General features: G+C 68.0%; 20 protein-coding genes. 13 read left to right on the top strand and 7 right to left on the bottom strand.

The window, feature by feature from the left end:
* Window positions 1–21: 21 nt before the first annotated feature.
* Entirely contained in the window at window positions 22–417 is a 396-nt protein-coding gene (locus tag G6N14_RS04670; RefSeq protein ID WP_085134748.1) for a tautomerase family protein, read from the top strand.
* An 88-nt stretch (window positions 418–505) separates the two neighbouring features.
* Here G6N14_RS04670 and G6N14_RS04675 read toward each other — a convergent pair whose 3' ends face one another.
* Window positions 506–1,369, bottom strand: a complete 864-nt coding sequence (locus G6N14_RS04675) for a ribokinase (protein WP_165756872.1) — start codon at window positions 1,367–1,369, stop codon at window positions 506–508.
* 55 nt (window positions 1,370–1,424) lie between these two features.
* Here G6N14_RS04675 and G6N14_RS04680 point away from each other — a divergent pair, with 55 nt between their 5' ends.
* From G6N14_RS04680 to G6N14_RS04705, 6 genes are all read left to right on the top strand, one after another.
* On the top strand, window positions 1,425–3,620 hold the full coding sequence (locus tag G6N14_RS04680) for an adenylate/guanylate cyclase domain-containing protein (protein WP_085134749.1): 2,196 nt from the start codon (window positions 1,425–1,427) through the stop codon (window positions 3,618–3,620).
* Window positions 3,617–4,996, top strand: a complete 1,380-nt coding sequence (locus tag G6N14_RS04685; protein ID WP_085134750.1) for a mechanosensitive ion channel domain-containing protein — start codon at window positions 3,617–3,619, stop codon at window positions 4,994–4,996. Before G6N14_RS04680 ends, G6N14_RS04685 begins: the two co-directional genes overlap by 4 nt.
* 27 nt (window positions 4,997–5,023) lie before the next feature.
* Window positions 5,024–6,277, top strand: coding sequence for a glutamate-5-semialdehyde dehydrogenase (locus tag G6N14_RS04690; RefSeq protein WP_085134751.1), 1,254 nt, complete (start codon window positions 5,024–5,026; stop codon window positions 6,275–6,277).
* Window positions 6,278–6,291: 14 nt separating this feature from the next.
* Window positions 6,292–7,191 carry an AAA family ATPase gene (locus tag G6N14_RS04695; protein WP_085134752.1) on the top strand — a complete coding sequence of 300 codons (900 nt, stop codon included), beginning with the start codon at window positions 6,292–6,294 and terminating at the stop codon, window positions 7,189–7,191.
* On the top strand, window positions 7,188–8,630 hold the full coding sequence (locus G6N14_RS04700) for a vWA domain-containing protein (protein ID WP_109559735.1): 1,443 nt from the start codon (window positions 7,188–7,190) through the stop codon (window positions 8,628–8,630). Before G6N14_RS04695 ends, G6N14_RS04700 begins: the two co-directional genes overlap by 4 nt.
* A 224-nt stretch (window positions 8,631–8,854) precedes the next feature.
* Entirely contained in the window at window positions 8,855–9,229 is a 375-nt protein-coding gene (locus G6N14_RS04705) for a hypothetical protein (RefSeq protein WP_085134754.1), read from the top strand.
* A gap of 86 nt (window positions 9,230–9,315) precedes the next feature.
* Here the strand turns inward: G6N14_RS04705 and G6N14_RS04710 are convergent, their stop codons facing one another.
* Window positions 9,316–11,934 carry a helix-turn-helix transcriptional regulator gene (locus tag G6N14_RS04710; protein WP_407663158.1) on the bottom strand — a complete coding sequence of 873 codons (2,619 nt, stop codon included), beginning with the start codon at window positions 11,932–11,934 and terminating at the stop codon, window positions 9,316–9,318.
* Between the two features lie 226 nt (window positions 11,935–12,160).
* Window positions 12,161–13,213, bottom strand: a complete 1,053-nt coding sequence (locus G6N14_RS04715; protein ID WP_275986310.1) for a class I SAM-dependent methyltransferase — start codon at window positions 13,211–13,213, stop codon at window positions 12,161–12,163.
* A 137-nt stretch (window positions 13,214–13,350) separates the two neighbouring features.
* Here G6N14_RS04715 and nadD point away from each other — a divergent pair, with 137 nt between their 5' ends.
* The 5 genes from nadD to G6N14_RS04740 are packed head-to-tail and all read left to right on the top strand — an operon-like array spanning window position 13,351 to window position 16,641.
* Complete coding sequence (gene nadD, locus G6N14_RS04720) at window positions 13,351–13,977, top strand: nicotinate-nucleotide adenylyltransferase (RefSeq protein WP_109559730.1); 627 nt, start codon at window positions 13,351–13,353, stop codon at window positions 13,975–13,977.
* Window positions 13,974–14,360, top strand: coding sequence for a ribosome silencing factor (gene rsfS, locus G6N14_RS04725; protein ID WP_085134758.1), 387 nt, complete (start codon window positions 13,974–13,976; stop codon window positions 14,358–14,360). The genes nadD and rsfS overlap by 4 nt, the downstream gene beginning before the upstream one ends.
* Window positions 14,357–15,034: a glucosyl-3-phosphoglycerate phosphatase gene (gpgP, locus tag G6N14_RS04730; RefSeq protein ID WP_085134759.1), complete on the top strand. Its 678-nt coding sequence runs from the start codon at window positions 14,357–14,359 to the stop codon at window positions 15,032–15,034. The genes rsfS and gpgP overlap by 4 nt, the downstream gene beginning before the upstream one ends.
* Window positions 15,024–15,773 (top strand): diglucosylglycerate octanoyltransferase, encoded by a 750-nt coding sequence (octT, locus tag G6N14_RS04735; RefSeq protein ID WP_085134760.1) that lies wholly within the window; start codon window positions 15,024–15,026, stop codon window positions 15,771–15,773. The genes gpgP and octT overlap by 11 nt, the downstream gene beginning before the upstream one ends.
* Window positions 15,774–15,780: 7 nt before the next feature.
* Complete coding sequence (locus G6N14_RS04740; RefSeq protein ID WP_085134761.1) at window positions 15,781–16,641, top strand: DegV family protein; 861 nt, start codon at window positions 15,781–15,783, stop codon at window positions 16,639–16,641.
* A 4-nt stretch (window positions 16,642–16,645) separates the two neighbouring features.
* Here the strand turns inward: G6N14_RS04740 and G6N14_RS04745 are convergent, their stop codons facing one another.
* Together G6N14_RS04745 and G6N14_RS04750 are read right to left on the bottom strand one after the other, a co-directional pair.
* Complete coding sequence (locus G6N14_RS04745) at window positions 16,646–19,558, bottom strand: MMPL/RND family transporter (protein WP_085134762.1); 2,913 nt, start codon at window positions 19,556–19,558, stop codon at window positions 16,646–16,648.
* Window positions 19,555–19,998: an MmpS family transport accessory protein gene (locus G6N14_RS04750; protein ID WP_085134851.1), complete on the bottom strand. Its 444-nt coding sequence runs from the start codon at window positions 19,996–19,998 to the stop codon at window positions 19,555–19,557. Before G6N14_RS04750 ends, G6N14_RS04745 begins: the two co-directional genes overlap by 4 nt.
* A 224-nt stretch (window positions 19,999–20,222) precedes the next feature.
* Between G6N14_RS04750 and G6N14_RS04755 the strand changes: the two genes are divergently transcribed.
* Complete coding sequence (locus G6N14_RS04755; protein ID WP_085134763.1) at window positions 20,223–20,804, top strand: PepSY domain-containing protein; 582 nt, start codon at window positions 20,223–20,225, stop codon at window positions 20,802–20,804.
* Here the strand turns inward: G6N14_RS04755 and G6N14_RS04760 are convergent.
* Complete coding sequence (locus G6N14_RS04760) at window positions 20,801–21,889, bottom strand: NAD(P)H-dependent amine dehydrogenase family protein (RefSeq protein ID WP_085134764.1); 1,089 nt, start codon at window positions 21,887–21,889, stop codon at window positions 20,801–20,803. The two genes, G6N14_RS04755 and G6N14_RS04760, sit on opposite strands and share 4 nt — an antisense overlap.
* Before the next feature lie 63 nt (window positions 21,890–21,952).
* Complete coding sequence (locus tag G6N14_RS04765; RefSeq protein ID WP_085134765.1) at window positions 21,953–23,062, bottom strand: acyl-CoA dehydrogenase family protein; 1,110 nt, start codon at window positions 23,060–23,062, stop codon at window positions 21,953–21,955.
* Window positions 23,063–23,066: the final 4 nt, after the last annotated feature.

Genomic DNA, 23,066 nt, shown 5'->3' on the forward strand with positions numbered 1-23,066 from the left:
TCGTCTGGCAGGGTGTGAGCCGTGCCCACCGTCCTGATCGAGGTCCGCCGCCGCTACGAGCCGGCCGAAGAAGTTGCGATCATCGACGCCGTCCACGGCGCGCTCGTGACGGCCTTCCAGATCCCGGCCGCCGACAAGAACGTGCGGCTGGTCGTGCACGAGCCGCACCGGTTTGCGGTTCCGGCGCAGCTCACCAACCCCGAGTACCGCACTCTGGTCTCCATTGACTGTTTCTCCGGCCGGTCGCTTGAGGCCAAGCGGCGGCTTTATGCCGGGATCGTCGAAAACCTTGCTGCGCTGGGTATTCCCAGTGAACATGTGATGATCACCCTGCACGAAGTGGATCGAGAGAACTGGGGTATCCGGGGCGGGCAGGCCGCATCCGACGTCGATCTGGGTTTCAACGTTCAAGTCTGAACACGGCGAATCGCCAAGTCACAGCCATCCCATCATGATGCTGCGGCCGAATTGGTCCGCAGCGATATTCGCAACCTTTTGACGGTTGTTAGATGCCCAGTTGCTTCATCGCCCGGCCGATCGACTCGGCGTCGGGGGCGCAGTCCCCAGCACCGCGCACCAACGTGGCCAGCGCCCCTGCCACACAGGCGCGTTGCAGTGCGTGTTCGACGCCGCCAGCCCATTCGGTCGCCAGCACACCGGCGAACACATCGCCCGCGCCCGTGCTGTCGACAGTCCGCACCGCCGGCGCCGGCACGGTATACGTGCCGGCTGACCCGCGGTAGCGGGCCCCCCGGGCGCCGAGGGTGACCACCCGGTGCGGCACCTCATGGTGCAACCGTGCGGACTCCGACTCGTTGACCACGGCGACGTCGGTCAGCGCGGCCAGCCGGGTCAACGCGGCCGAGTCGGCGGGCGGGGGAGACACGTTGAGGATCACCGTCGCCCCGCCCGTGCGGGCCAGCCCGGCGGCGGCGGCCGCCACCGCCAGCGGAATCTCCAACTGAAGCAACAGCACGTCGCAGTCGGCGATCAGGTCGCGCTGCCCGGAATCCAGTACCCACGACCTGTTGGCGCCGGGCGCCACCACTACCGTGTTCTCCCCGGACGGATCGACGGTGATGAATGCTGCGCCACTGGGTTCCGGCAGCGTCCGCAGCCCGTCGGTTCCCACCCCGTTGTCGCGCAGGTGCCCGCGCAGTCGCAGTCCGGCGTCGTCGTCGCCGACCCCGCCCACGAACTGCACCCGTGCCCCGGCCCGGGCCGCTGCCACCGCCTGGTTGGCGCCCTTGCCGCCGGGGTAGGTGCGCGGCGTCTCGGCCAGCACCGTCTCGCCCGGACGGGGCAGGGCGCCAACGCGGAACACGGTGTCGGTGTTGACACTGCCCACCACACACACGCGCGCCGCCATGAGATCCAGCTTCGCATTTGCAGCCGCGTCATGGGTGGCCATCCCCTAGGGTGAGATGCCATTCGACAACCGCGAAGGGAGCCGCTGCGTGGACTCGGCACCGTCGACACCGGCCACGGCCACCGAACAGCGTCTGTACCGGCGTCTGGCGGCCAGGCTGAGTATCAAGACGAAGATGGTGATCATCTTGCTGTTGACCAGCATCGCCTCGGTTGGCGTGGTGGGGTTCGTCGAGCTTCAGTATGGCGCAACGCAATTGCAGCACGCGGCTACCAAAATGCTGGTGCAGGCCCGGGAGTCGCAGCGCCGCGCGGTCACCGCGTTGTTCGCCGACATGACCGATTCGCTGGTGGTGTTCAGCGGGGGAGTGACGGCGGCCACCGCGCTCAAGGCGTTCTCCGCGGGGTTCGACGAACTCGGCAGCGCCGTGGTCACTCCCGAGCAGCAACGCGCCATCGTTGCCCACTATCGGGACAACTTCACCAAGGCGCTGGCCGAGCGGACCGGCGAGCAGGCCGATGTCCCGGCACTGCTGCCCGACTCCAACGCGCAGCGTTACCTGCAGGCGCACTACACCGCGCGATTCACCGGGGACGCGACGAAACCCGGCGGCGCCGGCGACGGCAGTGCCTGGTCGGCGGCGAACGCCCAATTCGACGATGCGTTCTCCGAAGTCGTCGAACTCAACGGCTACCGCGACGCCCTGCTGCTGGACGCCCGGGGCAACGTGGTCTACTCGGTCAACAAGGGCGTGGACCTGGGCACCAACGTGCTCTCCGGCCCCTACCGCGAGTCCGGGTTGCGCGAGGCCTACCGCAAAGCGCTGGGCGCCAATGCGGTCAACTTCGTGTGGATCACCGATTTCCAGCAGTACCAGCCCGCCCTGGACGAACCCATCGCCTGGCTGGTGTCGCCGGTCGGTACCCAGGGCACGGTCGAGGGCGTGCTGGCCCTGGCCCTGCCCAGTGCCAAGATCTCCCGGGTCATGACCGCCGACCGCGACTGGGAAGCCGCCGGGCTGGGGCATACGACCGAGACCTATCTGGCCGGTCCGGATGATCTGATGCGTTCGGATTCCCGCATGTTCCTCGAGGACCCCGACCGGTACCGCCGGGAGGTGGTGGCAGCGGGGACCTCGGAGGCGACGGTGGACCGCGCGCTGCGACTGGGGACCACCACCATCGTCCAGCCGGTCGGGGGTCCGGGATTGCAGGCCGCCCACCGGGGCCAGACCGGCACGCTCACCGCCGGGTACGACTATCTGGGGAACCGGGAGTTGACCGCCTACGCGCCGCTGACGGTGCCCAATTCCGACCTGCAGTGGTCGATCCTGGCGACGCGGGAGTATTCCGAGGCGTACTCCGCTGTGACCGCGTTCAGCAGGAGAGTGGTGCTGGCGACCACCGCGGTCATCTTCGCCATCTGTGTGCTGGCGATGGTGTTCGCCCGGCTTCTCCTGCGACCGATCCGGCGGCTGCAGGAAGCCGCACAGCGGATCAGCGCCGGTGATTACAGTGCCGTGGTGCCGGTCCGGACGGCTGATGAGATCGGAGATCTGACCAGGGCGTTCAACGATATGAGCCACAGCCTGCGCACCAAGGAGGAGATGCTCACCGCGCAGCGCAGGCAGAACGACGAGCTGATGTTGTCGCTGATGCCCGAACCCCTGGTGCGGCGTTACCGCGGAGGTGAGCAGGCCATCGCCGACGAGCATCACAACGTCAGCATCGTCTACGCCGAGTTGCAGGGTATCGGGCACTTGTCCGCCGAGGTGGGTGCGAGCGAGCTGGTGACGATCGTCGACGACCTGGTGCGGCAGTTTGATGCCGCGGCCGAAGCCGTTGGCGTCGAGCGAATCCGGACCATGTACAACAGCTATCTCGCCGGCTGCGGGCTTACCACCCCCCGGCTGGACGGCGTGCACCGCATCGTCGAATTCGCCTGCGAGATGCAGCGCATCGTGGATCGGTTCGCCATCGAATCCGGTTACCGGCTGAGCCTATGGGCCGGCGTCACCTCCGGAGAGGTCGTCAGTGGCCTGGTGGGTCGGTCCGGCGTCACCTATGACCTGTGGGGATCGGCAGTCAACGATGCCTACCTGCTGCGCAGGCAAACACCGGATTCCGGGATCTACGTGACCGCCGCGGTGCGCGACATGCTCGGCGACACCGAGGAGTTCGTGCCCGCGGGCAGCGGTGACGGCGGGGAGCGGGTCTGGAGATTGGCCTCGAGATCGTCCGAGGCGACGTGAACGTCTTCGGTCCGTGGCTGTATTGGGCGATCGGGGTCGGCATCGGCTTCCCCGCGGGCCTGATCCTGCTCACCGAATGGCATGGGGCGCTGGCCCGAAGAGACAGCTTTTTGGCCCGGCCCGTAGCGCTGGCCCGCAATTATCTGCTGCCCCTGGCGGCGCTGCTGGTGTTGCTGGCGAATGTGGCCGGTGTACCGGCACAGGATCCGACGTTACGGGTCATCTACACCGCGTTCGGCCTGGTGCTGCTGGTCCTGGTGCTCTCGGTGCTCGACGTCACGGTCTTCCAGAGCGCCCCCACAAGTTCCTGGCGAGGCCGGCTACCGACCATTTTCGTCGACGTGGCCCGGTTCCTGCTGATCGGTGCGGGGCTGGCCCTGACCCTGTCCCTGGTCTGGGGGGCCAAGATCGGCGGGCTGTTCACCGCGCTGGGCGTGACGTCGGTGGTCATCGGCCTGATGCTGCAGAACTCGGTCGGCCAGATCGTCTCCGGCCTGTTCATGCTCTTCGAGCAGCCGTTCCGGATCGGGGACTGGTTGTCCACGCCCGCCGCGCGCGGCCGCGTCGTCGAGGTGAACTGGCGCGCCGTGCACATCAACACGGCTGAGGGGCTGCAGGTCACACCCAACTCCGTGCTGGCGTCCACCTCGTTCACCAACATCAGCCGTTCGGGCGGCGAGCACCGGGTGTCGATAACCACGACGTTCGCTGTCGGCGACCCGCCGGACCGGGTATGTGCGCTGCTGTCGCGCGTTGCCGCCGAACTGCCGCTGAGCACCGGAGCGGCGGATTCGGCGGCCCTGGGTGGCGGCCAGTACCGCACCACGATCGCGGTGGACTCCCCGCACGACGACAGCGCGGTGCAGGCCACCTTCCTGCGGTGGTTGTGGTACGCCTCCCGCCGCGAGGGACTGCACCTCGACGACGCCGAAGACGATTTCGCCACGCCCGAGCGCGTCGCCGAGGCGCTGCGCATGGTCGTGGCGCCGGTGCTGCGGCTGACCGACGCCGACCAGCAGGCTCTGGTGCCGCACGCCCGGATGGTCCGCTACGCCGGCGACGAGCCGCTGCAGCGGGTTGGTCAGGTGCCGACCGCCATGACGTTCCTCACCGACGGCGCAGTCCGGCTCACCGCCGCAGATCCGGCCGTGCCGGACACCACACTGCGCCGGGGCGGGTTCCTCGGCGTCACCACGCTGACCCGCCAGTCCAGTCAGTTCGACGCGCGCGCATTGCAGGAAGTGACCGCGGTGGTCATCGACCGCGAGCACATCGAGGATCTGGTGACGGCCAAGCCGCTGCTGTTACAGGAACTGGGCCGCATCATCGATCAGCGACGGCGGGTGCCGGCCGAAGACCGGGGCCGTTTTACCTGATCGGGCGTTCGCCGATACTCTGGCACGATGAGCGTCCCCGTGCTTCCCGACCTGCGCCAAGAGGTCCATGACGCCGCCCGGCGGGCAAGGATCGCCTCGCGCTCCCTCACGGCGTTGTCCACCGCGGCCAAGAACAGTGCGCTGAACGCCGCAGCGGATGCGCTGCTGGCCCATGCCGATGACATCCTGGCCGCCAACGAGCGTGACGTCGCCGCCGCCCGGGCCGCGGGCACACCCGAGGCCATGCTGGACCGGCTCGCGCTGTCGAAGTCCCGCGTCGACGGGATCGCCGCGGGGCTGCGTCAGGTAGCCGGTCTGCCCGATCCGGTCGGTGAGGTGTTGCGCGGCTACACCCTGCCCAACGGCCTGCTCCTGCGTCAGCAGCGCGTCCCACTGGGCGTGGTGGGCATGGTCTACGAGGGTCGGCCCAACGTCACAGTCGACGCATTCGGGCTGACGCTGAAGTCCGGCAACGCCGCACTGCTGCGCGGCAGTTCCTCGGCAGCCCATTCCAACCAGGCCCTGGTGGATGTGCTGCGCGGCGCGCTGGTGGATGAGGACCTGCCCGCCGACGCCGTGCAGCTGCTGTCGTCGGCCGACCGCGCCACCGTCACCCACCTGATCCAGGCCCGCGGACTGGTCGACGTGGTGATCCCGCGCGGCGGCGCGGGCCTGATCGAAGCCGTGGTGCGCGACGCGTTGGTGCCGACCATCGAGACCGGCGTCGGTAACTGCCACGTCTACATCCATGAGGCCGCCGACCTCGACGTCGCCGAGCAGGTGTTGCTCAACTCCAAGACCCGCCGGCCCAGCGTCTGCAACGCCGCCGAGACACTGCTGATCGACCAGGCCATCGCCGCCGAGGCGGTGCCCCGGCTGGTGGATGCGTTGAGCGCCGCCGGGGTAGCGGTGCACGGCGACGCCGACGCAGCCGCCGCCGAAGACCACCTGCGGCGCGAATACCTCGCGATGGACATCGCGCTGTCGGTGGTCGACGGGCTTGAGGACGCGATCGACCACATCAACGAGTACGGCACCGGCCACACCGAAGCCATCGTCACCACCAATATGGCCGCGGCGCAGCGATTCAGCGAGCAGGTCGACGCCGCCGCCGTCATGGTCAACGCCTCGACGGCCTTCACCGACGGCGAACAGTTCGGCTTCGGCGCCGAGATCGGCATCTCCACCCAGAAACTGCACGCCCGTGGCCCGATGGGCCTGCCGGAGCTGACGTCGACCAAATGGATCGTGTGGGGTGACGGCCACACCCGTCCCGCTTAAGGAGCCCGCACCGCATGGACAACCCCACCACCCCCGTGCAGCACGCCTCGCTGTTCTCCGACATCGACGACGTGGCGCGCCGGCTGGCCGAGACCGGCTACCTGGCCGACACCGCCACCACCACCGCGGTGTTCCTCGCCGACCGGCTGGGCAAGCCCCTGCTGGTGGAGGGCCCGGCCGGGGTCGGCAAAACCGAACTTGCGCGTGCGGTGGCCGCGGCCACCGGCGCCGGGCTGGTGCGGCTGCAGTGCTACGAGGGCGTCGACGAGGCCCGGGCGCTCTATGAGTGGAACCACGCCAAGCAGATTCTCCGGATCCAGTCCGGCAACACCGCCGGTACGGGCGGCGACTGGGACGACACCAAGGTGGACGTGTTCTCCGAGGAGTTCTTGTTGTCGCGTCCCCTGCTGACGGCGATCCGGCGTACCGATCCGACGGTGCTGCTGGTGGACGAGACCGACAAGGCCGACATCGAGATCGAGGGCCTGCTGCTGGAGGTGTTGTCCGACTTCGCGGTCACGGTGCCGGAACTGGGCACCATCACCGCCACGCGCACCCCGTTCACGGTGCTGACCTCCAACGCCACCCGGGAACTGTCCGAGGCGCTCAAGCGCCGCTGCCTGTTCCTGCACATCGACTTCCCCGACCCCGACCTGGAACGCCGCATCCTGCTGTCGCGGGTGCCGGAGCTGCCCGAGCACCTGGCGGCCGAGTTGGTGCGCATCATCGGGGTGCTGCGCGGCATGCAGCTCAAGAAGCTGCCGTCGGTCGCCGAAACCATCGACTGGGGCCGCACCATCCTGGCCCTGGGCATGGACACCATCGACGACGCCACCGTCGCGGCGACCCTGGGAGTGGTGCTCAAGCACCAATCAGATCAGGTGCGGGCATCCGGAGAATTGCGACTGAACTGATGGTGCGCCGCATCCACCCAGCGCAGCCGCTTGCCCCGCACGGGATTCCGGGCCACCTGGTGGGGTTCGTGGAAGCCCTGCGGGCGCAGGGGATTTCGGTAGGGCCGTCGGAGACCGTCGACGCCGGCCGGGTGCTCACCGTGATCGGGCTGGGGGACCGGGAGGTGTTGCGGGAGGGTTTGGCCTGCGCGGTGCTGCGCCGACCCGATCACCGCGACACCTACGACGCCATGTTCGACCTGTGGTTTCCCGCCGCCCTGGGCGGGCGCACCGTGGTGCTGTCCGACGATCCGCAGTCAGCCGATGACCTGCCGCTGCCAGAGGACGCCGAGGACATGCGGGCAATGCTGGTCGACCTGCTGACGGCGAATCCCGACCTCGCCGACACCGATCCGCGGCTGTCGGCCATGATCGCCGCGATCGTCGGGGCCTACGGGCAGTACCGTTCGAGCCGCGGCCCGTCCTACTCGGCCTACCAGGCACTCAAGGCGCTGGCGCTCGACGAGCTGGAGGGCAAGCTGCTGGCCGGGCTGCTGGCCCCCTACGGCGAGGAGCCCAGCCCCACTCAGGAACAGATCGCCAAGGCGATGGCCGCGCAGCGGATCGCCGCGCTGCGCAAGCTCGTCGACTCCGAGACCAAGCGGCGTACCGCCGAACAGCTGGGACGCGAACACGTGCAGATGTACGGCATCCCGCAACTGAGCGAGAACGTCGAGTTCCTCCGTGCGTCCGGGGAGCAGCTGCGCCAGATGCGACGGGTGGTGGCGCCGTTGGCGCGGACCCTGGCAACGCGGCTGGCCGCACGCCGGCGGCGCTCCCGCGCCGGCACCATCGACTTGCGCAAGACATTGCGCAAGTCGATGTCCACCGGCGGGGTTCCGATCGACGTGGTGCTGCGCAAGCCGCGCCCCGCCCGCCCCGAACTGGTGGTGTTGTGCGATGTGTCCGGCTCGGTCGCCGGGTTCAGCCACTTCACCTTGCTGCTGGTTCACGCGCTGCGCCAACAGTTTTCCCGCGTGCGGGTCTTTGCGTTCATCGACACCACCGACGAGGTCACGCACCTGTTCGGGCCGGACGCCGACCTGGCGGTGGCCATTCAGCGGATCACACGGGAGTCCGGGGTCTACACCCGCGACGGCCACTCCGATTACGGCAACGCCTTCGTCTCGTTTGCCGAGAACTATCCCAACGTGGTGTCGCCGCGCAGCGCGCTGCTGGTACTCGGGGACGGACGGACGAACTACCGCGATCCCGGGGTGCAGGTGCTGTCGCATCTGGTGACCGCCAGCAGGCACGCGCACTGGCTCAACCCCGAGCCCGAGCATCTTTGGGGCAGCGGCGATTCGGCGATACCGCGCTACCGCGAGGTGATCCCCATGCACGAGTGCCGCTCGGCCAAGCAGCTCGCCGGGGTCATCGACGCCCTGCTGCCGGTCTAGCCCGCTCTGCCCTTTCTGGCGGGTGGAGTAGGCACGGCGCCGATTCGAGTAGAAGGGTCGGTCTTCGCCGCAAAACTAGAGTAGATGGTTGCTCTATGAACCCAAGCCACCGGCGAAATAATCTAAGGCGTCTTAGCGTGTTTTAAGTATCCGGGCAACGGGGAGGTCGTGTGATGGCTGGCAGCCACCGCGTTGCGAAGCAGAATTTCTCACGCAGGGCAAAGGTGCGTTTCGGTCGCCGGGTCGCCGGTGGCCTTTTCCCTGTCGGCGGCAGTTGTGGTGCCGCCGACATCGGGGATGACGGGGGCACCGGTGGTCCGGTCGCGGCTGGGACCGGCTTCGCCGGCGACGGCGCCAAGGGGGGCACCGGCGGAATCGCCGGGTTCGGCACCGGGGGCCCGGGGGGAACGGTGGCACCGGCGGCGCCGGCGTCAACGCCGCTGATGGCGGCGTTGGCGGCGATGGCGGCGCCGGTGCCACCGGCGGGTCCGGCAGTGGCCGCGGCGGCACCCGGAACCGAGTGCAGCGCAACCGGTTCCGGCGGCAGTGCCGGTACCACACCGGGCAGCGAGCGCGGCAAGGGCATACCACTGGCTTAACAGCCGGTGTTGCATACGACCACGGTCGTCGGAGATCTGAATCCGGCGGCCGTGGTCGCCGTTGTGGGTGCCGGCGCGGAGGGGCCTCAGGTTCCCGCTTGGGGCCGGCTGAGCAGACGGACCAGTTCGTCTCGACGCTCGATACCGAGTTTGGCGAATATCCGGTAGAGATGCCCGTCCACCGTACGCACCGAGACGGAGAGCCGATCGGCGATCTTGCGGTTGGACAGGCCGGCGGCCACCAGGGCAGCGATCTCGCGCTCACGGTCGGTGATCGGTAACGGCTGACTCACCGCCTCGACTGCGGGGGTGTGAATGTCGCCCTGTCCGGCCAACCGCCGGGCCCGCGTCGCCGACTCCAACTGCTTGCCCCGTTCACCTGTATGGCCGTACTCAAGGGACGCCTGGGCTGCCGCATCGGCGGCCAGGGCGCTCGCTCCCATTGCCGCGAATCTGTCCGAGGTGGTGCTGAGCAGGTCGGCGTCGCGGTTGGCGAGGCCGCGCGCATGCGCAGCGACCGCATCCGGCAACGGCGCGGCCAATGCCTCGGCGAGCTCAGCCAGCCGGTCGGCCTGGGTCCGGTCGCCGAACCGGACGGCGGTGTGCAGCGCGCGCATCTCAACAGCGAGCATCCCGGAGCGGCGCGCGACCTGGGCGGCCCGCAAGGCGTGCATCCGGCCGTCGGAGATCTGGCTATGCGCCACCCTTTCCCACGCGCGGGCCAGCTCCAGTTCCGGTAGGAAAACGGCGATCTGCGGCCCGTAGACCGCTTCACAGCGTCGCAGGGCGGCCGAGGCCGCCGTTGCGGCGTTGCCTCGCGCTGCTTGGGCGTGGGTGGCCCAGGCATTGGCAAGCATCGGCCACAGCTTCGGGGCGGCACTCGACAACACCCGCGCTGAATCCTGAAACAGCGAGCACGCCAGCGGGAGTCGCCCGCTGGCCAGGTGTACCACACCGGACAGCAGCTTGGCCATCGCATCGGGTTCCGGGATGCCGGCGGCCATCGTGAGATAGCGCTCGGCGACCCGCTCGGCGGTCGGAAGATCACCCGCGGTGACCAGTGCCATGACCTCGGCGATACCGATGCCGAATCGGACCATTCCCGCGTGACTGTTTGCCGCAGCCTGCAATCCCGCTTGGGCGATTGTGGCGGTCGCGCCGAACTGTCCCGCTTTGGCCAGCGCGTGCGCGGTCGGAAGAGCGGTCAGGGCTGTGGCGATCGCCGGTACGTGCGCCTCACACAGCGGCGGCCCGCTCCGGATCGTCGCGGTGATGTCGCCGGTGAAGAACGCGAAAGCCAACTCGAGCGCCTGGACCGTTGCGGCGCTCGCCTCGGAGCGGGCGCGGTCCCGGACCTCGGCCAGGATGCGGCGGCCGGATTCGGTTTCGCCGCAGTTCCAGAACAGGTTCAGCGCACGTGTGCACGCCCATAGGACAAGCGACGTATCGTCGGCACCGTCCAGGCTGACCTGGGCGAGAACCGCCTCCGCGTCCTGGCCCCGGCCCTGCCAGACCAGGACTTCGCCGAGGACCAGCGCGGCCGGCAGACCCCCGCCACGGTCGAAGGCGAACCGTGCCAGCTCTTCGGCGTGGCGGAGGTTCGACATGGCCGCGGCATCCACCGCCGCGTTGAGAATCAGGTCCAGGTCGGGTTTCAGATCGCTGTGAATCATGAACTGGGCCATCCGGATTCTGCCGCGCAGGTCGGGTATCTGCAGACGGCTCCCGCTTTCCTGTAAGTATTTGTTGAACGCCTGGCACAACACGCCGTTGAGCTGGCGCGAACGCGCCACCCCGGCACCTTCGAGCACCGCCTCGCCGAGCAAGGGGTAGGTCACCTGCGCCACGGTCCCCGCTCCGTCGGAAACCAGTCGGATCAACCGATGATGCTCCAGGGCGGAAACCGCCTCGACCGAGCACAGCTCGCGGAAGACCTCCCAGTCCAGCAATTCTGCTGTCGCCAGAATCTGCAGCGCCTCGAGTTCTTTGGGCTTCAGCGCCTGCAGCCGAAACGCAATGAGGTCGGACAGTTCCTGGTCGGCCTGCAGTGCGCCCTTGATCTGCCAGCCGTCGTCGTCGTGCACCAGGAGGCCGCTTTCCCGGCCGGCCCGCAGAATTCCACCCAAGTACAACGGATTTCCCGCACTTCGGTTGTGCAAATCGCTGATCATCGCCGGGCTGACGACACCGCCGAGTACGCGGCAGGTCAGTTCGGCGGTCTGTTCGCGGGTGAACCGGCCGATGTGCAGGTTCAAAAGCAGCCGTTCTTTGAACAATGCAGTCACGGCATCCAGCAGAGTCGCGCCGGACGGGACCACCACGATCAGTTGTGCGGTGCGTTCAGCCGCCATCTGATAGACCAGCGTGGCCGACAGTGGATCGAGCAGGTGAGCGTCATCGACAATGACCACCGGGTTGTTCACCGCGGCAATGTTCTTGTGCGCCACCTGTAACATCGCTGCCGGTTCGGGGGCCATATCGACGGTCACTGATCGGGAGAACGCCCCCAGCGGTACGTCGCGGCCCGTCTGGGTGCCCAGCACAGACCGCACATTGCGCCCGGTTTCGGCCAGCCGCGCACCGAGCGCACGGGCCAGAGTCGATTTGCCCACTCCGCTTTCGCCTACCAACCCGACGCCCCGATACTCCGAATCGGGACCGAGCGTCGCCAGCCCTAGGCGCATTTCATCGTCGCGGCCGACCAGTGGCCACGCAGAACCCGCATCCCCCCGTGCACGCAAAAGTTTCCCGACCTCCCCCCCGGACACCCGCGTGCATCCAAATCTACGCCGAGGTACCAGGGGGTGTATAGGTTACCGAACTACCGAACAAAGGTTGACGATCGCGTAAAAAGGCTTGTGGGACAGCCGGAAAGCGGCTCTGTGAGTGTCCGCGATGAGTGGCCCCACTCCGGCGCCGGCCGGACTCCGCTCAGTGCGTCCGCTCGTAGATCAGCCAGCGCAGTTCCATCGGGGACTCTTCACGGGTGGTGCGGAACGCGTCGAGTCCGCTGGCCCAGTCGATGTACCAGTGCGTGGGCGGCCAGGCGCCCTCGGGAAGATGAGCCTTCTCGTATTCGTAGACGGACTCGTCGGAACGCAGCACAAGCGGTAGGCCGGCCGACGCGGCAGCCATCTCGGCACGAGTGAACAGACCCGAGTAGACCTGCTGGCAGAACTCCCGGGCCGCGCTGTCGGGCTCGAAGCCCTCGTGGGCCAGAAAGCTGTTGAACACCAGGCGCCCGCCGGGGGCCAGGCAACGGGCGGCCAACTCGAACAGCTTGCGCACTTCCTCGGTGGACCGGAAGTCGGTCAACACCTCAGAGAGCACCATCAGCTGGTAGTCGTCGCGGAGATCGTCGGCGTGCGAGAACACGTCACGCACGATGACGCGGACGTCCAGGGACTCGGCCTGCGCGTCGGCGACGAGCATCTCGGCGAATTTCGGGGTCATCTCCACCACATCGACCGGATGCCCGCGGCGCGCCAGCGCCAGGGCGTTACGGCCGGTGCCACCACCGATTTCGAGCACCCGGTGACTGGCCGGATCAGCGGCCTCGCCGGCCAGGTGCCATACCCGTGCGTCGGGCTCGGTGCCGAACAACGGCGGCTTGCGCTCGTTCAACCAGGCTTCGTACGCCTGGGCGACCGAACTCCACTGAGCCCGCACCGTGTAGTTCAGCGTCGGGCCGACCGGGGCGTTGTAGGAGATGATGATGTGCGAACGCACCGAGTGTGAGTACGCCTCGGCGAGTTGGCCCTGCAGCACCTCCCGGAGGCGCTCAAGCTCCTCGTCGCTGAAGGGCTTACCCAGGCCGGTGAAGACGTCCGTGCACATCTTCACGTATTCGTCGAGCATGCTCGGCACGGCCGGAAGCCGGATGTCACCGCTGATCTGGGCGCGGGTATGAAATCGCCGCACCATGGCTTCTTTGGTGGCCCGGGCGCGATCAAGCGAACTCAACGGAAAATCTTCCACAGACATCTTCTACACGATCGGCCTGGGTTTCGCGCCGGCAACCGTCAGTTGCGCCCGCATCGGCGCGCAGCGGCAGCCCGGCGCAGGCCGGCGACGTCCGGACGGCACGGCGGCACCGGCACGCACCCCAAGTAAGCTGGCCTATCGTGCGAAAACGGCGGCTGGGAGTCATGGGCGGGACGTTCGATCCCATCCATCACGGACACCTGGTCGCCGCGAGCGAGGTGGCTGATCTGTTCGGGCTCGACGAGGTGGTTTTCGTACCGACCGGCCAGCCCTGGCTCAAGGAACGCCGCGTCACCGCCGCCGAGGACCGTTACCTGATGACGGTGATCGCCACCGCATCGAATCCACGGTTCTCGGTGAGCCGGGCCGATATCGATCGCGGCGGTCCCACCTACACCAAAGACACCCTGCGTGACCTGCAAGAACAGAATCCCGACGCCGAGCTCTACTTCATCACCGGTGCGGATGCGCTGGCCACCATCTTGACCTGGCAGGATTGGCCGGAGATGTTCGAGATGGCGCGGTTCGTGGGGGTGAGTCGGCCCGGTTATGAGCTCAACGGCGACCACCTCGCCGAGGCGCTCGGCTCCCTGCCGGAGCACGCGCTGACGCTGGTGGAAGTGCCGGCGCTGGCGATCTCGTCGACCGACTGCCGGCGACGTGCAGCCCGATCCCGCCCGATCTGGTACCTGGTCCCCGACGGTGTGGTCCAGTACGTGTCTAAACGCCGCCTCTACCAACCGACCCCCGGAGACCCACAATGACCGCGACACCCGAGGCGCTGCGAATGGCCGCCGTGGCGGCCGGCGCCGCCGAGAACAAACTGGCCGACGACGTGGTCGTCATCGATGTCTCCGCCCAGTTGGTGATCACCGACTGCTTCGTCATCGCCTCGGCGTCCAACGAACGGCAGGTCAACGCCATCGTCGACGAGATCGAGGAGAAGATGCGCGTGGCCGGGTACAAACCGGCGCGCCGCGAGGGCACCCGGGAGGGGCGCTGGACGCTGCTGGACTACGTCGACATCGTCGTGCACGTCCAGCACCAGGACGAACGGGACTTCTACGCGCTGGACCGGCTGTGGAAGGACTGTCCGGTCGTGCCGATCGACGCGTCCGGTGCCGCGGCGCCCGAGGACGCGTCGTGAGGGTCCGCAGGCTGATCCTGCTGCGCCACGGCCAGACGGAGTACAACGCCGGCAGCCGCATGCAGGGCCAGCTGGACACCGTGCTCAGTGACCTGGGCCGCGCGCAGGCGGGGGCGGCCGCCGAAGTGCTGCGCAAGCGGCATCCGCTGCTGATCGTGTCGTCGGACCTGTGGCGGGCCTACGACACCGCCACTGTGCTGGCCGAGCACAACGGGTTGAACGTCCGGGTGGACACGCGGTTGCGGGAAACCCACCTGGGGGACTGGCAGGGCCTGACCCACGAAGAGGTCGACGCCGCCGCGCCCGGTGCCCGGCTGGCCTGGCGCGACGACGCCCGATGGGCGCCCCACGGCGGCGAGAGCCGCATCGACGTCGCCGAGCGCAGTGTCCCGCTGGTGCGCGAGCTGGTGGCCGGGGAGCCGGAGTGGGGCAGAGCCGACCACGCCGACCAGCCGGTGGTGCTGGTGGCCCACGGCGGGCTGATCGCCGCGCTGACCGCGGCCCTGCTGCGCCTTCCGGTGGAGAACTGGCCGATCCTGGGCGGCATGGCCAACGCCAGCTGGACCCAGCTCAGCGGCTATTCCGACGCTCAGGGGCCCGACGACTTCGACGCCGTGCGCTGGCGTCTCGACGTCTGGAATGCCTCAGCACAGGTGGCCGGCGATGTCCTCTGAACCGCGCATACCCGCCCAGACCCGGCCCACGCTGCTGGTCTTCGCCGACTCACTGTCCTATTACGGGCCCACCGGCGGCTTGCCCGCCGACCACCCGCGGATCTGGCCGAACCTGGTCGCCGACCAGCTGGGCTGGGATGTCGAACTCATCGGCCGCATCGGCTGGACCAGTCGCGACGTGTGGTGGGCGTCCACCCAGGACCCGCGGGCGTGGGCCGCACTGCCCCGGGCGGGTGCGGTCATCTTCGCCACCAGCGGGATGGACTCCTTGCCGTCGGTGTGGCCGACGGCGCTGCGTGAGTTGATCCGCTACGTGCGCCCCTCGGGACTGCGGCGTTGGGTCCGCGATTTCTACGGCTGGCTGCAACCACGGTTCTCGCCCTTTGCGCGGGCCGCCCTGCCGCCGCACCTCACCGTGAGTTATCTCGAGCTGACCAGGGGCGCCATCGATTTCAACCGTCCGGGAATCCCCATCGTCGCCTCGCTGCCGTCGGTGCACATCGCCGACACCTACGGCAGAGCCCACCAGGGACGCGAACCCACGGTGCGGGCCATCACGGCCTGGGCGCGCGAACACGACGTCCCGCTGGTGGACCTGAAGGCCGCGGTGGCCGATGAGGTCCTGAGCGGGCGCGCCAATCCCGACGGCATCCACTGGAACTTCGAAGCGCACCAGGCGGTCGCCGAGCTGATGCTCAAGGCCCTCAGCGAGGCCGGCGTCCCCAGCCCGCCGGTATGAGTATCCGATGAGCGTTGTCGTCGTCACCGATTCGTCGGCCTGCCTGCCCGCTGAGCTGCGGGACCGCTGGGGCATCCGCACGGTGCCGCTGCACATCCTGCTCGACGGGGCCGATCTGCGCGACGGCGTCGACGACGTGCCCGACGATCTCTATCTGCGCGAGCGGGTCACCACGGCCGGTGCGGCGCCGGAGGACCTGGCCGAGGCCTACCGCGCCGCGCTCGCCCACAGCTCCGGCTCCGGTGTGCTGGCGGTGCACATCTCCGCAGCCCTGTCGGGAACCGTCGCCACCGCCGGCCAGGCCGCCCAACAGCTCGGCCCCGCAGTGCAGGTGGTCGATTCCAAGTCCGCGGCGATGGGCACCGGTTTCGTGGCGCTGGCCGCCGCCCGGGCCGCCGCGGGCGGCGCCGACCTGCACCAGGTCGCGGCGGCGGCCGATGCCGCCGTGCGGCGCGGCCACGCCTACATGGTGGTGCAGCGGCTGGACAACCTGCGGCGCAGCGGCCGGATCGGCAGCGCAGCGGCGTGGCTCGGAACCGCCCTGTCCCTGAAGCCGCTGCTGGCAGTCGATGAGGGAAAGCTCGTGCTGGCGCAGCGGGTACGCACCGTCGGTAAGGCGGTCGCGTCGATGATCGACCGGGTCTGTGAGGTGGTCGGGGACCGCCCGGCTTCCCTTGCCGTGCATCACGTCGCCAATATGGCGGGGGCCCAGGAGGTGGCCGATGCGCTGGCCGAGCGGTTGCCGGGTTGCGAGCCCGCGGTGATCACCAGCCTGTGTCCGACGCTCGCTCTGCATGTCGGGGCCGGGGCGGTCGCGGTGTGTGTCGATGTCGCTGCGGCGCAACCGGATTCCTCGGCTCACAGCTGAGGTCTCAGGGCGTGGCCGCTGCTCCGCCGGCGACCGGTTCCTGCGCACCAGAGTGGGCCGCGATGCCGCGGATGTTGGTGTTGGGTCCCCACGGCCGGACCACCTGCGGCCACCAGAACCATTTGCCCAGCAGCGTCGCGATCGACGGCATGAAGAACGCCCGGACCACGAAGGTGTCCAGCAGCAGCCCGATCGCCACGGTGGTGCCGTACATGCCGATGGCCTTGAGGTCGCTGAAGAACATGATGCCCATGGTCGCGGCGAAAACCATGCCGGCCGAGGTCACCACGCCACCACTGCCGGCCATCGCCCGGATATACCCGGTCTTGAGCCCGGCGTGGATCTCCTCCTCGAAGCGGGAGACCAGTAGCAGGTTGTAGTCCGAGCCGACGGCCAGCAATACGATGACCGCCAGCACCAGCGTCACCCAGTAGATGTGCTGGCCGAAGATGTGCTGCCAGATCAACACCGAGATGCCGAACGACGCGGCGATCGAACTGGATGCGGTGCCGACGATGACGACCGCGGCCACCAGGGACCGGGTGATCATCATCATGATCAGGAAAATCAGGGTCAGCGACGCCACGACCGCGATCATCAGGTCGTACTTGGCGCCGTTCTGCATGTCCTCGTAGAGAGCCGCCATACCGCCGATGTAGACCTTGGCGTCGGACAGCGACGACTGTTTCAGGGCCTCCTGCGCAGCGATCCGCTCCGGCTCAACCCGCTTGATGCCCTCGGCGGTGGCCGGATACGTCTGATGGGTGACGAAGAACCGGGCCGATTTGCCGTCCGGCGACATGAACAGTCGCAGCCCGGTCTGAAAGTCCTTGTTGTCAAACGCCTCGGCGGGCAGGTAGAAGAAGTCGTCGTTTTTGGAGTCGTCGAAGCTCTGACCCATCATGATCTGGGTGTTGCTCAGGTCTTCCATCTGGTCGATGAACGCCGAGAACGTGGAGTGCACGGTCAGCACCAGAGCCCGCATGATCCGCATGGTGTCGACCACCGCCGGCAGCAATTCGACCGCCTGGGGCAGCAGGCGCGCGGTCTTGGTGATGTCGTCGGACAGGTAGTGCAGTTGCTCGGCGAGCTGGTCGATGCCGTCGGTGGCGTCGAAGGTGTTGCGCAGCGCATTGCACATCGGGATGTCGAAACAGTGTGGCTCCCAGTAGAAGTAGCTGCGCAGCGGCCGGAACTGGTCGTCGAACTCGGCAATGTGGTCGCGGATCCGGTCGGAGACGTCCACGGTGTTGCGGGTCACTTCGGCGGTGTCGTCGAAGGTCCGGTCGACCTCCTGCAGATATCCGTACATCTGAATGAGCAGCTCGATGTCTTTGTCGAGTTGCTGGGAGATGGTGTCGATATCTTTGATCCGGTCCTTGAGCGACTTCATGTTCTGGATCATCAGCTGGTTGGAGACACTGAGCTGGAATGGAATCGAGCTGTGCTGCAGCGGAATTCCCAGCGGACGGGTGATGTCCTGAATCATCCCGATCCCGACCACCCGCATGATGTTCCTGGCGACCCGGTCCAGCACCAGCATGTCGGCGGGATTGCGCATGTCGTGCTCGGATTCCACCATGGTGATATCCGGCGCCATCCGGGCTGCCGAGAAATGCCGTTCCGCGGCGGCGTAGGCCACATTGACCGGGGTGTCGGCGGGCAGATACTTGCGGTCGTCGTAGCCGGGTCTGAATCCCGGCAGCGCCACCAGACCGATCATGATGATCGCCAGGCTGGCCACCGCGATCGGTCCCGGCCAGCGCACCACCGAGACCCCGGCCCGGCGCCAGAACCCGCCCCGCTTGGCGGGTTTGGGGTCCAGCAGGCCGAAGCTGCTGACCACCACCAGCATGGCCGGTCCCAGAGTGAGCGCCGCGGCCACCACCACGAGCATGCCCACCGAGACCGGGATGCCCATGGTGTGGAAGTAGGGCAGCCGGGTGAAGTGCAGCATGGCCGACGCTCCGGCGATGGTCAGTCCGGATCCCAGCACCACCGGGGTGACACTGCGAACGGTGGTGTAATACGCCTCGACCCGGTCCGTGCCCGCCAGCCGGGCCTCCCGGTAGCGGCCGATCAGGAAGATGCCGTAGTCGGTGCCGGCGGCGATCGCGAGCATCACCATGATGTTGACCGCGAACGTCGTCAGGCCCATGACGTCGTGAAAACCGAGGACCGCCACGACGCCGCGGGCGCAGACCAGCTCCAGCAGGGTCAGGAACAGCTGCGTCAACATCGCTGCCACCGACCTGAACACGATGAGCAGCATGATCGCGATCGCAGCGATGGTGAACAGCGTGATCTTGACCAGGCTGGCATCGCCGATCTGACGAAGGTCTGCGGTCAACGCGGCCGGCCCGGCCACATAGGCCTGCACGCCCGGCGGCGCAGGGGTGTCGTCGATGGCCTTGCGCACCGCGACCACCGAGTCATTCGCCTCGGTCATACCCTGGTTGCCCACCAGGTTGAGCATGATGTAGGCGGCTTTGGCGTCGGAACTCTGAACGCCGGCAGCGGTCAGCCGGTCGCGCCAGAAGTCTTGGGCGTGTTCGACATGGGCGGTGTCGGCGATCAGCTTCGCGACGATCTCGTCGTAGTAGTGGTGGGCGGCCTCGCCGAGTTCTTCCTCGCCGACCACCACCATCATCACGGTGCTGTTGGACTGGTATTCCTCGAAGTTCTCGCCGACCAGCTTGCTGGCGATCATCGAGGGGGCGTCGATCGGCGCCAGTGGTGCGGAGTGCTCTTCGGAGATGACTTCCAGCTGGGGCACAAGGACATTCACCAGCACGGTGAGCACGATCCAGACAATGATGATCGGCACCGCGAAAACACGCAGCAGGTGGGCGAAGAACGGCCGCTTGGCGGGCCGCTCGTTCTGGTGCTCGCGCTGCGCGGTGATCCGTTTGATCATCCGGACTTCACCAGGCAGAAGGTCTGGGCGTTGAGTCCGGTGGCGCGGCGCTCGTCGAGCAACCGGTCGTCGATTTTGATCCGGCAACCGATTTCACCGCTGTCGCCCTGCACGATCATGTTCGCCATGACGGCAGGCAGCACGGTGACCACGGTGTAGGTCCACGGCAGCGGGACGCCGTTGAGCTGATGAACGTTGGCCTCGGCGTCCCAGTAGTTGATGTCGGCGACGGTGCCCGGCGGCCCGAAAGCCTCGTAGGCGACGTATTTCGGGTTGAACTGCACGATTTCGATGCCCGTGCCGGCATGGGGATTGAGGTCCTGGGAGGCAAACACCTTATGCAGCCGGGTCACGATGACACTCGAAATCGCGATGATCACGATGAAGACCAGCGGAATCCAATACCGCTTGAGCACGGCGGCGACCGATGTTCGCCCCATCTCACCGCCTTCCGCCTGGCGTGCGGTTGAACGTCGGCGGCCGGCGGTCTGCCCCCCGGTTTCGCGGGAAGCATCGATGGTTCCGCGAATCGCGCCTGTGGGCAGCATAACCTTCGATTAGCTAAGGAACGCAACCCGCGTTTTCCCGGCGCAGTGGGGCCCGGATGCCCGCAGGGCCCCTCGGACCGAGCGCCGACGCCGGGAGTTCAGTAGCATGGCCGCTGATGCACGCTCTGGGAAATGTCGTCCGATTCGGTGCGGTCGTCCTCGTGGTGACGCTGGCGCTGTCCGGGTGCAGCGGGAAGGGCTTGTCCGGCGCGTCGTCGCAGGCATCGGCGGCCCCGGACGCGTCGTGGACGCGCCCCGATGCGCCGCCTGACCCCCGAACCCTCCTACGCGCCGGTGACCTCGCGGTTTCGCAGCTGCCCGCCGGCGTGCTGATCTTCATCGAGAGTCAGGACAGCGGCACCTGGAAGGCCGGGCTTGTCGCCCCTGATGGCACCGAACACCAGCTCAAGGTCGCATCCGACGGCCTGACGGTGCTTGTCGGCCCCACCGCGACCGAGGACAGCGACGCCGACAAGGCCAAGCGGCGCGCCAACGTCGACGGGACCCACCTGGACTATCACGGCGCTGTGGGCCGGGTTTTACAGGCCGTGCCGAACGGTTCCATCACCGAGCTGAGCCTGCTCGACATGAACGGCACAGTGGTGTGGGAAGCCGACGTGTGGGACGACCAGCTCGCCGAACACGACGTGATCGTGGACGCGGCTTCCGGAACGGTCACCGCCAACCGGCAGGTCTAGTCGCTGGGCGGCGTGCCGACGCGCCCGGTGATCGGTGGCAGGTCGGCCAGGGTCACGATGCCCGGCTCGGCGGCCACCACCGCCGGCACCGCGTTGGTCACCGGCATGGCCGTGTAGATCGAACCCAGCCCGTTGAGGTTCGGCTCCCTCCAGTCCGTCGGGGGCAGGCAGTGGATCACGGTGCGCATGTTGGGCCGCCCGAACACCTGGATGACGTGGCCGTGCGCCACCGGCTTGGGCGGGGTGACCTGGTCGCCCATGATCCAGTTGAAGCCCACACTGACCACGTTGCGGCTGCCCACCCAACCGCGGTGATAGCCCAGGACACTGCCCACCGTGCCGGCCGGAATCTTCATGAAGCCCAGGTCGCTGTCGCCGGCCGCCGCGGTGAACTCGACGTCGAACGTGATGCGGTCGAGTTTCGCCCCGATCGCACCGGCCATCATCGCCGCGGACTCGGCGAACACCTCGCTCTCCCGGCGCACGCTTTCGGCCAGGCCGGGGGTCTGCGGGTCCTGGCCGAAGCCCATCGCCGCCATGGTGGCCGCCGATTCATACGTCGAGCAGTCCACCGACTCGGTGATCCGGATCTCGTCGACCCGCTCGCACGCACCGGAAAGCACCATGCCCACCATGTTGGTCAGTCCCGGGTGAGCACCGCCGCCGAACATCGTGGAGTTCCCGGCCCGACAGGCGTCCTCGATGCGCCGGCGGTCGTGCGCGCTCTGCTTGCCGCCGGTGATCCAGGCCGCGCTCGAGCAGACATTGACCCCGGCCTCCAGCAGCCGGACCAGCTCGTCGATGCTCGGCCACAGCGGGTTGTAACAGCACGCATCCGGGCGCAGCGCCAGCAGGGCGTCGATGTCGTCGGTGGCGGTGATCCCGGTGGGTTCGGGCCAGCCGGCCAGCTCGGCTGCGTCCACCCCGACCTTGTCCCTGCCGTGGGCGTAGACGCCGACCAGCTCCATGTCGGGCCGGCCGATGATGGCGTGCAACGAGCGCTGGCCGATGTTGCCGGTGGTCCATTGGATGACGCGCAGCGGGCGCTCAGCCGGGGAGTCGGAAACAGACCCGGAAACAGACATCGTGCTCCTAGTGGCGGGTGCGGGCAGTGGCCCGCCGGCGGCGCGGCCGACGGCGGCTGCGTGCTACAGCTTGGCCAGGTCGTAGCCGCCGAGGTTGTCGATCAACACATGCAGCTGATCCTGCGACGAACCCAGGGTGTGCTCGATCGCGGTGAGCCGGGCCGCATAGTGGCTGACCGGGTACTCCCAGGTCACCCCGATCCCGCCGTGCAACTGGATGGACTCCTGTGCGATGTGGCGCCCCGACCGTCCGATCTGCAGCTTGGCGCGCGCGGCGATCAGCGGGTCCACGTTGTCGTCGGCCAGCGACATCGCCGCATACATGCTCATGCTGCGCGCCAACTCCAGCGACACGTACATGTCGGCGGCACGCTGGGTCAGCGTCTGGAAGTTGTTGAGCGTGACACCGAACTGCTTGCGCGTCTTGAGGTATTCGGTGGTCAGCCGCAGGGACTCTTCCATGGCGCCGAGAGCTTCGGCGCACAATGCCGAGGAGATGCCGATGAGCGCGCGCTCGATGGCATCGGTGGCGTCGGTCGCCTCACCGAGGGCGGTGGCCGGGGTGTCGGCGAAGTCGATCTGGGCACCGCGCTGGCCGTCGAAGGTCCGGTAGGGCTGCCGGTTGAGGCCGTCGGCGCCTGCGTCGACCAGGAACAGTCCGGTCCCGCCGTCCGGCAGGGCGGCGCTGACCACCAGGGTGTCGGCGCGATCTCCGGTCAGCACCGGGTTCTTGCGCCCGGTCAGTCGCCACGCATCACCGTGTGCGGCAGCGGTGGTGCTCACCGTGCCTGCCGCACCGCGCCAGCCGGGCTCGGTGTGGGCGAAGGCGAGGATCTGCTCGCCGCCGGCGACGGCGTCGAGCAACGCGCGCTGCTGCGCATCGCCGCGCGCGGCGATCAGTGCGCCCGGCCCGAGCGCGCCGTGCACGATCGGCTCGGGTGCCAGCCGGCGCCCGACCTCGGTGAGCACCACCATGATCTCCAGCGGGCCGGATTCCTGCGGATCGAACCCGAGCCCGAGAATCCCGATCTCGGCGAGTTGCTGCCACACCTCGGGGCTGAAACCGGGTTCGGTCTCGATGGCCTTGTTGCGGGTCTCGGTGTCATAGCCCGACAACATCGACCGGGTGGTGTCGCGCAGCAGAACCTGCTCGTCGCTGAGTTGAAAGTCCATGCCG

Origin of the sequence: Mycolicibacter hiberniae, assembly GCF_010729485.1 — a bacterium.
In the GTDB taxonomy this organism is placed as follows: domain Bacteria; phylum Actinomycetota; class Actinomycetes; order Mycobacteriales; family Mycobacteriaceae; genus Mycobacterium; species Mycobacterium hiberniae.